Origin of the sequence: Citreimonas sp. (assembly GCF_042096055.1) — a bacterium.
GTDB lineage: Bacteria > Pseudomonadota > Alphaproteobacteria > Rhodobacterales > Rhodobacteraceae > Citreimonas.
Genome location: NZ_JBELMH010000096.1, coordinates 1 through 9981, shown reverse-complemented (window position 1 = coordinate 9981; position 9981 = coordinate 1). Strand labels below are relative to the sequence as shown.

At 71.2% G+C, this 9981-nt stretch carries 11 protein-coding genes; 7 read left to right on the top strand and 4 right to left on the bottom strand.

The window, feature by feature from the left end:
- Positions 1-785: acetoin utilization protein AcuC (locus tag ACFDTC_RS15855; protein WP_375259857.1), on the bottom strand; the 785-nt coding region annotated here is incomplete at its 3' end.
- 76 nt (positions 786-861) lie between these two features.
- On the opposite strand from ACFDTC_RS15855, the gene ACFDTC_RS15850 reads away from it, so the two are divergent.
- Positions 862-1938 carry an AbrB family transcriptional regulator gene (locus tag ACFDTC_RS15850; protein WP_375259856.1) on the top strand — a complete coding sequence of 359 codons (1077 nt, stop codon included), beginning with the start codon at positions 862-864 and terminating at the stop codon, positions 1936-1938.
- A gap of 15 nt (positions 1939-1953) precedes the next feature.
- Here the strand turns inward: ACFDTC_RS15850 and ACFDTC_RS15845 are convergent, their stop codons facing one another.
- The 3 genes from ACFDTC_RS15845 to ACFDTC_RS15835 all read right to left on the bottom strand — a co-directional run bounded on the left by ACFDTC_RS15845 (position 1954) and on the right by ACFDTC_RS15835 (position 5092).
- Complete coding sequence (locus ACFDTC_RS15845) at positions 1954-3783, bottom strand: ABC-F family ATP-binding cassette domain-containing protein (RefSeq protein WP_375259855.1); 1830 nt, start codon at positions 3781-3783, stop codon at positions 1954-1956.
- A 44-nt stretch (positions 3784-3827) separates the two neighbouring features.
- Positions 3828-4595: a GNAT family N-acyltransferase gene (locus ACFDTC_RS15840; protein ID WP_375259854.1), complete on the bottom strand. Its 768-nt coding sequence runs from the start codon at positions 4593-4595 to the stop codon at positions 3828-3830.
- 116 nt (positions 4596-4711) lie between these two features.
- On the bottom strand, positions 4712-5092 hold the full coding sequence (locus tag ACFDTC_RS15835; protein WP_375259853.1) for an outer membrane protein assembly factor BamE: 381 nt from the start codon (positions 5090-5092) through the stop codon (positions 4712-4714).
- 203 nt (positions 5093-5295) lie between these two features.
- On the opposite strand from ACFDTC_RS15835, the gene ACFDTC_RS15830 reads away from it, so the two are divergent.
- The 6 genes from ACFDTC_RS15830 (at position 5296) to ACFDTC_RS15805 (ending at position 9869) form a co-directional block, all read left to right on the top strand.
- Positions 5296-5913, top strand: a complete 618-nt coding sequence (locus ACFDTC_RS15830; protein ID WP_375259852.1) for a DUF177 domain-containing protein — start codon at positions 5296-5298, stop codon at positions 5911-5913.
- Positions 5914-6071: 158 nt separating this feature from the next.
- Positions 6072-6278: a 50S ribosomal protein L32 gene (gene rpmF, locus ACFDTC_RS15825; protein ID WP_089883797.1), complete on the top strand. Its 207-nt coding sequence runs from the start codon at positions 6072-6074 to the stop codon at positions 6276-6278.
- A 22-nt stretch (positions 6279-6300) separates the two neighbouring features.
- Positions 6301-7434, top strand: coding sequence for a phosphate acyltransferase PlsX (gene plsX, locus ACFDTC_RS15820; protein WP_375259851.1), 1134 nt, complete (start codon positions 6301-6303; stop codon positions 7432-7434).
- Positions 7431-8402 carry a beta-ketoacyl-ACP synthase III gene (locus ACFDTC_RS15815; protein ID WP_375259850.1) on the top strand — a complete coding sequence of 324 codons (972 nt, stop codon included), beginning with the start codon at positions 7431-7433 and terminating at the stop codon, positions 8400-8402. The genes plsX and ACFDTC_RS15815 overlap by 4 nt, the downstream gene beginning before the upstream one ends.
- Before the next feature lie 96 nt (positions 8403-8498).
- On the top strand, positions 8499-8807 hold the full coding sequence (ihfA, locus tag ACFDTC_RS15810; RefSeq protein WP_375259849.1) for an integration host factor subunit alpha: 309 nt from the start codon (positions 8499-8501) through the stop codon (positions 8805-8807).
- Positions 8808-8810: 3 nt separating this feature from the next.
- Entirely contained in the window at positions 8811-9869 is a 1059-nt protein-coding gene (locus ACFDTC_RS15805) for a MerR family transcriptional regulator (RefSeq protein ID WP_375259848.1), read from the top strand.
- The last annotated feature ends 112 nt before the right edge of the window (positions 9870-9981 follow it).

Genomic DNA, 9981 nt, shown 5'->3' with positions numbered 1-9981 from the left:
GACAGCGCGAGGCGCGACAGCGGATCCTCGGCCAGCGCATCGGCGCCGCATTGCAGGTAGATCGCGCCGGGGCCGAAGGCGGCGACCGCGGGCAGGATGACCTCGTTCAGGACCATCGCGAACTCGGTGTCGTTGAAGCCGCGCGGCACCGGCAGGTTGAACGCCGCACCACCTGCGTGGTCCGTCAGCAGGCCGGTGAAGGGCCAGCGCCCCGCCTCGTGGACCGAGACGAGCCGCACGCGGTCGGAGCCTTGGAAAGCCGCCTCGACCCCGTCGCCGTGATGGGCGTCGATGTCCACGTAGGCGACGCGCTCGACCCCCATGTCGAGCAGGCGGCGGATCGTGACCACGGGCTCGTTCAGGTAGCAGAAGCCGGCGGCGCGGTCGGGCATGCCGTGATGCGTCCCGCCACCGGGGTTGTGCACGACGCCGCCCGTAGCGACCAGTTCGGCCGCAAGCAGCCCGCCACCCACGGCGGTGGCGGGGCGGCGGAACATCTCGGGGAAGACCGGGTTCGACAACGTGCCCAGCCCGTGCCGCTCGCGCGTGGTGGCGTCGACGGCGCCCGCGGCCTCGGCCCGCTGCAGGGCGTCGACATAGGCGGGCGTGTGGAAGCCCGTGAGCGCCGCGGGCTTGGCGCGGGGCGACGTGCGGTAGCGCGACGCCGGAAGCCATCCCAAAGCGCGCGACAGGTCGATGACGGCCGGCACCCGCTCGATCGACAGCGGGTGCAGGCGGCCGTAGCGCGAGCCGCGATAGATGGTCGATCCGATGAACAACGCCATGCCGCGCAGCCTAGCCCGAAGCGGCGCCGCGCCAAGGCGGTTTGCACCTTCCCGCGACGCGGCATAGAAGCGTCGCATGCCGACCATGCGGATGATCCTGACCACCGCGGCGCTGCTGGCGCTTGGCCTCGCGGGGGGCGAGGTCGCCGTGCTGCTGGGCCTGCCGATGCCGTGGATGCTGGGCAGTCTCGCGATCTGCGCGGGGCTGGTGCTGCTGGTCAAGCCGCGGGTGCTCGAGGGCTACGCGTTTCCGATGCGGTTCCGCAGCGGCTTCGTCGCGCTGATCGGCGTGATGATCGGCACGCAGGTCACACCCGAGTTGCTGCGCCTGGCGGGCGAGCTGCCGTGGACCGTGGGCGGCCTGATCCTGTTCGTGTTCCTCGCGCACATGGGCAACATGGCCGTGTTCCGACGCCTCGGCGGCTACGACCGCGCGACGGCGTTCTACGCGGGCACGCCCGGCGGGCTGATGGAGAGCATCCTTCTGGGCGAAGGCGCCGGTGCCGACACGCGCATCCTGACCGCGCAGCAATTCCTGCGCATCATCGTCACCATCACCGTGCTGCCGCTGGGCCTGTCGCTGTGGATGGGAGAGCCGGTGGGCAGCGCCGCGGGGCTCGCGCTCGCTTCGGGCGACGCCGCACCGGCCGACGCGCTGGGGATCGCGACGATCGCGGTGGCGGCCTTCGCGGGCATGCTGGGCGCGAAGATGCTGCGCCTGCCGGCGGCGCAACTGACCGGGCCGATGCTGATCGCGGCGGCGGCGACGTTGAGCGGCGTGATCGACCTGCACCTGCCGGTCTGGATGATCGCCGCGGCGCAGATGGTCATCGGCGTCAGCCTGGGCCTGCGGTTCCAGGGGCTGGGCATGGCGCTGCTGCGCCGGTCGGCCTGGCTGTCGGTGATCTCGGTCAGCTACATGCTGGCGCTGGGTGCGGGGTTCGCCGCCGTGCTGACGGCGATCACCGGCCTTGAATGGCTGCACCTGCTGATCAGCTTCGCGCCCGGCGGCGTGGCCGAGATGTCGGTGATCGCGCTGTCGCTGGCGGCGAACCCGGCGCTGGTCAGCCTGCACCACATCCTGCGCATCCTGCTGACGGTGGTCGAGCTGACCCTGCTGGCGAAGGTGCTGGGGCTGAAGCGCGCCGCCTGAGGCGCGCCCTGCCCGTCAGCTTTCGTCGCGTTCGGCCAGCGCCAGCCAGTCCTCCTCGGCGTCCTGCAGGGCGGTGTGGCGCGCGGTCAGCGCCTCGGTCGCCTTCTGGAACTTGACCGGCTCGCGGGTGAAGAGCTCGGGGTCGGCCATCAGCTGTTCCAGCTTGGCGATCTCGGCCTCGAGGCGCTCGATCTCGGCGGGCAGCTTCTTCAGGCGGTCGCGTTCGGCGAAGGTCAGGCCGTTCTGCTTCGGCGCCGCCTTCGACACGGGCGCGGGCGCCGAACCCTTTGACTTCCCGCCCTTGTCGGCGGACGGCGCGGGCGCGTCGCCCTGCCCTTCGGCGCGTTGCGCGCGGTAATCGGACCAGCCGCCGGCATAGACCGTGGCGCGGCCGTCGCCCTCCATCGCCACGGTGGCGGTCGCCACGCGGTCGAGGAAGTCGCGGTCGTGGCTGACCAGCAGCACGGTGCCGTCGTATTCGCCCAGCAGGTCCTGCAGCAGGTCGAGCGTTTCCACGTCGAGGTCGTTGGTCGGTTCGTCCAGCACCAGCAAGTTGCTTTCGCGCGCCATGATCTTGGCCAGCAGCAGGCGCGCCTTCTCCCCGCCCGACAACGATCGAACGGGTGCGCGCGCGCGGCCCTCGTCGAAGAGGAACTCCTTGAGGTAGCCCACCACGTGCTTGGGCTGGCCGCGCACCATCACCTGGTCGGCCTTGCCCGAGACGCGCATGTCCGGATCGCCGGTCAGGCTGTCCCAAAGGCTCATGTCCGGATCGAGCCGCGCGCGCGCCTGGTCGAACACCGCCGGCACGAGGTTGGTGCCCAGCGTGACGCGGCCCTGGTCGGGCGCGATCTCGCCCATCAGGATGCGGATGAGGGTGGTCTTGCCGACGCCGTTCGGGCCGACGAAGGCGATGCGGTCGCCCCGCGCCACGCGGATCGAGAAGTCGCGCACGATGGTCTTGTCGCCGAAGCCGTGGCCGACATGCTCGGCCTCGATCACGCGCTTGCCGGACTTGGGCCCGGCGGCGAGGTCCATCGCGGCGGTGCCGGTGCGCGCGGTCTGCGCGGCGCGTTCGGCGCGCATGGCGTGCAGCGCGCGCAGGCGGCCCTGGTTGCGCTTGCGCCGGGCGCTGATGCCCTCGACGGCCCAGCGGGCCTCGGCCTTGATCTTGCGGTCGAGCTTGTGGCGCTGGGTGTCCTCTTCCTCCCAGATCGTGTCGCGCCATTCCTCGAAGCCGGCAAAGCCGCTTTCGCGCCGCCGCACCGCGCCGCGGTCGATCCAGAGCGTCGCGCGGGTCAGCGTCGACAGGAAGCGGCGGTCGTGGCTGATCAGCACGAAGGCGGCGCGCGTGGCGCGCAGCTGGTCCTCGAGCCAGCCGATCGCCTCGATATCGAGATGGTTCGTCGGCTCGTCCAGCAGCATGAGGTCGGGCGCCTCGGCCATCAGGCGCGCCAGCGCCGCGCGCCGCTTCTCGCCGCCCGAGGCGGTGGCGACGGGGCGGTCGGGGTCGAACTTCAGCCCTTCCGATGCCGCCTCGACGCGGTACATCTCGGCCGGGCCTAGATTGGCGGCGGCGAAGTCGCCTAGCGTCTCAAAGCCGGACATGTCGGGGTCCTGCTCCATGTAGCCGACGGTGGTGCCGCCGGGGACGGTGACGGCGCCGCTGTCGGGCTCGACGAGGCCGGCCATGACCTTCATCAGCGTCGACTTGCCCGAGCCGTTGCGGCCGACAAGAGCCACGCGATCGCCCTGCTGGACGGTCAGCGAGAGATCCTCGAACACCGGGTCGCCGCCGAAGGTCATCGCGATGTCGGAAAGTTGTAATAGGGGTGCCTGTGCCATGCGCGGTGGCTAGGCCCGGCGGGGCGCGCCGTCAAGCGGGCGCGTCAGGCCGGCACCGCGCGCGCCGCGACGGCACGGATGCTGCGCGCGCGGGCGGGCGGAATGGCGGCGACCTCGACGGCGGTGAGGACGTGCAGCGTGTCCATCTCGTCGTCGATCACGGCGTGGTCGCCGACCCAGCCGCCCATCGCCAGGTATGTCCGCAACAGCGGCGGCATGGCGCGCAGGCCCTCGGTTGCGGCCCCTGGTTGGGGCGGCGCAGGGTCCAAGGCGACGGTGCGGGGGGCGCGGGCGCCGGGGCGCAGGGCTGCAGGGCCGACGTGGTGCCGCGCGAGGCGCGCCAAAGCCGGGCGGTGGCGCGCCGGGTCCGCGCCGGGAAACGAGGCGCAGCCGAACATCAGCCGCGTGCCGGCCGCGTCGACGTGCATCGACAGGGCCGCCCAGGCGAGGCGCAGGATGTCGGGATCGCGGCGCCCCGGGCGCAGGCAGAAGCGGCCGAGTTCCAGCAGCGGGCCGCCGCCCCGGGCCAGCCGCGACAGGTCGTAGAAGCGCGCGGCGTAGCTGGTCTCGATCTCGGCGGGGTCGAGGTCGGCCATGCGGAAGCAGGCCACGGCCTCGTCCCGGGACAGGTCCTCGATCAGGACGTGGACACAGCGCGCGTCGTGGGGATCGTCGTCGTGGCCCGCGGGGCGCGCGAAGGCGGCAGCGCGCAGCGCCCGCGCGGCGGCGAGGTCGGCGGCGCCCTGCCCCCGCCGGACGCGGTAGCGGCCCAGGACCAGACCGCGGTCGAGGCCGTCCGACGGGCCGCTCACGACCCGCCGCTCCGGCTTGGCCAGACGCCCGCGCGGCGCCTGCGCGCTGATTTCGGGATGAGGTCGCCGGCCGTTCGCATGGGCGCCCTTTCGGGGGTCTGCACCCGGCCCCGCACCTACCGTCCGATGCCGGGCAGCGACAGCCCGCCGATGTTGCCGAACAGGCGCCGGATGAAGCCGATGTTGCTGTCGGGCGACTCGGTCACGCGGCGGCTGATCGGGACAACGCGGCCGTCCTGCAGCCCGTACTCGGTGATGTTGGTCACGACGCTGGCGTCATCGAAGGTGATCGCGACGATGCGGCGGTCGGTGATCTCGGGGGCGCGCCAGCCGATCTGGCGCATGTCGGTCTCGATGTAGTAGAAGCCGCCGTCGTTGAGCACGCCCGAGGCGGTCGGGGGGCCGACCACGTCCTCGACCGTGGCGCGGCTGTCGATGCCGGGCACGATCTGCTGCAGCAGCTCCTCCGGCGGGGTCCAGCCGTGGGTCCGCTCCATCGCCGTGCAACCGCCGAGGGCCAGAGCCAACGCGAATACCACCCCTGCCGTCGCTCCGCGTCGCTGCATCCCCTGCCCCTTGTCATCGACCCTGCGGGTCTTTACCTCCGCTTACAGAATGACGCGGCGCCGTTCAAGCCGGCCCCGCACGTCCCGTCCGGCGGCGGCGCGCCCCGCGCGGGACGCGACCGAGAGGACAGCGCATGAAAGAGACGAAAAGCGCGCCGACGCGCTTGGTGGTGGCCGGTCTGAACCCGCGCGCCGAGCACGAGTTCGAGCTGCGCCCGGACGCCGACACCTGCGCCGCGCTGGCCGAGCACCTGGGCGCCACGGCGATCCGCAAGCTGCGCTTTGCGGGCACGGTCCAGGCCAGCGGCGGACGCGGCTGGCGGCTGGACGCCGAACTGGGCGCCACGGTGGTGCAGCCCTGTATCGTGACGCTGCAGCCGGTCACCACGCGGATTGACACGCCGGTCACGCGCCGCTTCCTGCCCGCCTCCGAGATCGAGCCCGCGGACGAGCCGGGCGCCGAGATCGAGATGCCGGAAGATGACACGCTCGAGCCGCTGGGATCGGAGATCGACCTGCAGGCGGTGATGACCGAGGCGCTGGCGCTGGCGATGCCCGCCTACCCCCGCGCCGAGGGCGCCGCGCTGGGCGAGGCGGTCTATGCCGACCCCGGCGTCGCCCCCCTGCGCGACGAGGACACCCGCCCCTTCGCGGGGCTGAAGGGCCTGCGCGACAGCCTGCGCGGCGACGATGCCGAGGGCGCCGGAAACGACGTCCGCGACGACGACGCGCCGGACGGCGAGAGCCGCTGAGAATCCGCTTGCGCTTTGGCGGCTTGTCCGTATTTTCGCGCGCTCATGACAGATGAAGGGTTGTGCCGTCCCGGCCCAAGGGACTAAGAGGCGCATCACAATTCCCACAACGCCGGCCGGCCAGTAATCCCCGGCCCGAAACACGAGAAGGTTGAGACATGGCCGTCCAACAGAACAAGGTGTCCAAGTCGCGCCGCAACAACCGCCGCGCCCACGACGCCCTGTCGGGTGCCAACCCGAACGAATGCGACAATTGCGGCGAGCTGAAGCGCCCGCATCACGTCTGCCCCGCCTGCGGCCACTACGCCGAGCGCGAAGTCGTCGCCATGGCCGACGAGATCGACCTGGACGACGACGCGGCATAAACGGCAAGGCCCGGACGCCGCGATGGTTTCTCTCAAGGATCACAGCACGCCGACCGGACCCGACCGCATCGTGATTTCCGTCGACGCGATGGGCGGCGACAACGGTCCCGCGACCGTCGTCGCCGGCATTGCCGATTCGGCCGCCAAGAATCCCGGTCTCGACTTCATCCTGCACGGCCCCGAGGCCGAATTGCAGCGTCTCGTCGCGCGCAAGCGCGTGCTCGAGGGCCGGGTGACCATCCGCGACGCCGCGGACGTGGTCGACATGAAGGACAAGCCCAGCCAGGTCATGCGCAACGGCAAGGGCACCTCGATGTGGTCCGCCATCGATTCGGTTCGCGACCGCGAGGCGAAGGTCTGCGTCAGTTGCGGCAACACCGGCGCGCTGATGGCGCTGTCGATGATCCGCCTGCGCAAGCTGCCCGGCGTGAACCGCCCGGCGATCGCGGTGCTCTGGCCGTCGCGCAATCCGCAGCGGTTCAACGTGATGCTCGACGTGGGCGCCGATATCCGCGCCGATGCCGAGGACCTGCTGCAATACGCGATGATGGGCGCCTCCTACGCCCGCAACGGGCTGGAACTGGCGCGGCCGCGCATCGGCCTGCTCAACGTCGGCACCGAGGAACACAAGGGCCGCGCCGAGCTGCGCGCCGCCCATGACCTGATCGCGGCCCAGACCGAGACCGGAAACTTCGACTTCGTCGGCTTCGTCGAGGGCGGTGACATACCCGGCGACCGCTGCGACGTGATCGTCACCGACGGCTTCACCGGCAACGTCGCGCTGAAGACCGGCGAGGGCACTGCGCAGCTGATCGGCGACCTCCTGAAGGAGGCGTTCGCCTACACGCCGCTGTCGCGGCTGGCCTCGGTCCTGGCGCTGACCTCGCTCAAGCGGCTCAAGAAGCGGATCGACCCGCGCCGCGTCAACGGCGGCGTGTTCCTGGGCCTCAACGGCACGGTGGTGAAGTCGCACGGCTCGGCCGATGCGACCGGCGTGTCGGCGGCGGTGAAGCTGGCGTTCGAGCTGGCGCGCTCGGGGTTCGACGACCGGCTGGCCGCGCGGGTTGCCTCTGCGGCAGCACAGGCGCAGGATGCGGCCGAAGCCGGGATGCACGACGCGTCCGAAGCGGGCGGGAAGGACTCACAAGCTACATGACACAACGCGCCGTCGTCATCGGGGTCGGGCACGACCTGCCCGCACGGGTGGTCGAGAACGCCGAGTTCGAACAGACGCTCGACACGACCGACGAATGGATCCGCTCGCGATCGGGGATCGAGCGGCGCCATTTCGCCGCCGAGCATGAAACCACGTCGGACCTGGCCACGCGGGCGGCGCAGAACGCGCTGCGCGACGCGGGCCTGCAGGCCGACGACGTCGACGCGATCATCGTCGCCACCTCGACCCCCGATCTCACCTTTCCGTCCGTCGCGACGATGGTGCAGGCCCGGCTGGGCATGGTGCAGGGCTTCGCCTTCGACGTGCAGGCGGTCTGCGCCGGGTTCATCTACGCGCTGACCACCGCCAACGCGCTGATCCTGTCGGGACAGGCGCAGCGGGTGATGGTCATCGGGGCCGAGACGTTCAGCCGGATCATGGACTGGTCCGACCGGTCGACCTGCGTGCTGTTCGGCGACGGCGCGGGCGCGCTGATCCTCGAGTCGCAGGAGGGCACCGGCACCACGGCGGATCGCGGCATCCTGGCCACCGACCTCAATTCCGACGGCCGGCACCGCGAGATCCTATACGTCGACGGCGGCGTGTCCACGAACTCGACCGGTTTCCTGCGCATGCAGGGCAAGGAAGTGTTCCGCCACGCGGTCGAGAAACTGGCCGCCACGGCGCAGGCGTCGCTGGCGAAGGCGGGGCTGGAATCCTCCGACATCGACTGGATCGTGCCGCACCAGGCCAACATCCGCATCATCGCCGGCACCGCGAAGAAGCTGGGCCTGTCGATGGACCGCGTGGTGGTCACGGTGCAGGATCACGGCAACACCTCGGCCGCGTCGATTCCGCTGGCGCTGTCGGTGGGCCGCGACCGCGGCCAGATCGCCCGGGGCGACGTCGTGGTCACCGAGGCGATCGGTGGCGGGCTGGCCTGGGGGTCGGTCGTGCTGCGCTGGTAGGCACGTTCCCGCAATTCCCGGCCCCTCGTGCAACACGCCGAATTGACTTGGCAATTCGGCGCGGCCACAGTTGCCCCGGTAACGGGAGGGTTGACGATGAGTGACAAGACCTTGACGCGCATGGATCTGAGCGAGGCCGTGTTCCGCGAGGTCGGCCTGTCGCGCAACGAAAGCGCCGACCTGGTCGAGGCGGTCCTGCAGCACATGTCCGACGCGCTGGTCCAGGGCGAGCAGGTCAAGATCTCGTCCTTCGGCACCTTCTCAGTGCGCGACAAGGCCGCGCGCGTGGGCCGCAATCCCAAGACCGGCGAAGAGGTCCCGATCCAGCCGCGCCGCGTGCTGACCTTCCGGCCGTCGCACCTGATGAAGGATCGCGTCGCCGACGGCAACCGGCGGCAGGGCTGAGGCGTGGACAAGTCGCCCGACGCCTTCCGCACGATCTCCGAGGTCGCAGACTGGCTGCAGACGCCGGCCCATGTCCTGCGTTTCTGGGAAAGCAAGTTCGCGCAGGTCAAGCCGGTCAAGCGCGCCGGCGGCCGGCGCTATTACCGCCCGGCCGACATGCTGCTGCTGGGCGGCATCAAGAAGCTGCTGCACGACGACGGGATGACCATCAAGGGCGTGCAGAAGATGCTGCGCGAACAGGGGGTTCGCCACGTCGCGCGGCTGTCCGTCCGCAAGCTGGAAGGCGCCGACGCCGAGGCCGCGGCGGCCGGGTTCGACGACGAGATCGAGGACGCGCCCTTCGTCGAGGTCGAGGCGCCCGAACCCGAAGAGCGGCTGATCGCCTTCCCCTCCAGCGCCTCGCGTCAACCGACGCCCAAGCCCGACCTGCCGCCCGATCCGCCGCCGACGCCCGGCCCCGACCTGCCCGACGGTCCCGGCGACATCGCCACGGCCGAAGCCGAGGACACCGCCGCCGCCTTCGAGGCGGACGGCCTGGAGGATGCGGCGGACGAACCGGCCGCGGACGAGGACGCCTTCGCGATGGCCTCGGATCCGGCGGCGGCGCTGGACGATGTGCCGCCCGAGGCCGAGGATGACGCCGACGATGCCGCGCAGGGCGATATCGCCTTCAATGAACCGCCCGAAACCGAGTGGGCGGCCGAAGACGCAAAGGACGACGCCCCGGCCGTCGATCTCACCGAAGACGCGTGGGACGCGCCCGCCGCGGACGAAGAATCGCCCGACATCGCGGAGGCGGCCGGCGAAGCCGAGACGGAGGAACCGCCAGCATTCGCGGACGAACCGGAACCGGAGTCACTGGCCGAACCCGAACCGGCCGCGGAACCGCTCGAGGCCGCGCTGCCGCCGCAGGCCCCGGCCTCGGCGAAGCCCGGTCCGATCGGCCGGCTCGCCTGGCTCGACAGCCTCACCGAAGAGCAGTCCGACGCGGTCCGTGCGGCGCTTCCGGCGTTGCGGGCCCTGCACGAGAGACTCGCCGCTTCGACCGCCGGCGAGCAATGAAAATTTCCCCTGCAAAGGGGTTGCGACGGGGCACAAAAGCAGTATGACAGCGGAACAAGTCGGGCTATGGCGCAGCCTGGTAGCGCGTCCGTCTGGGGGACGGAAGGTCGCA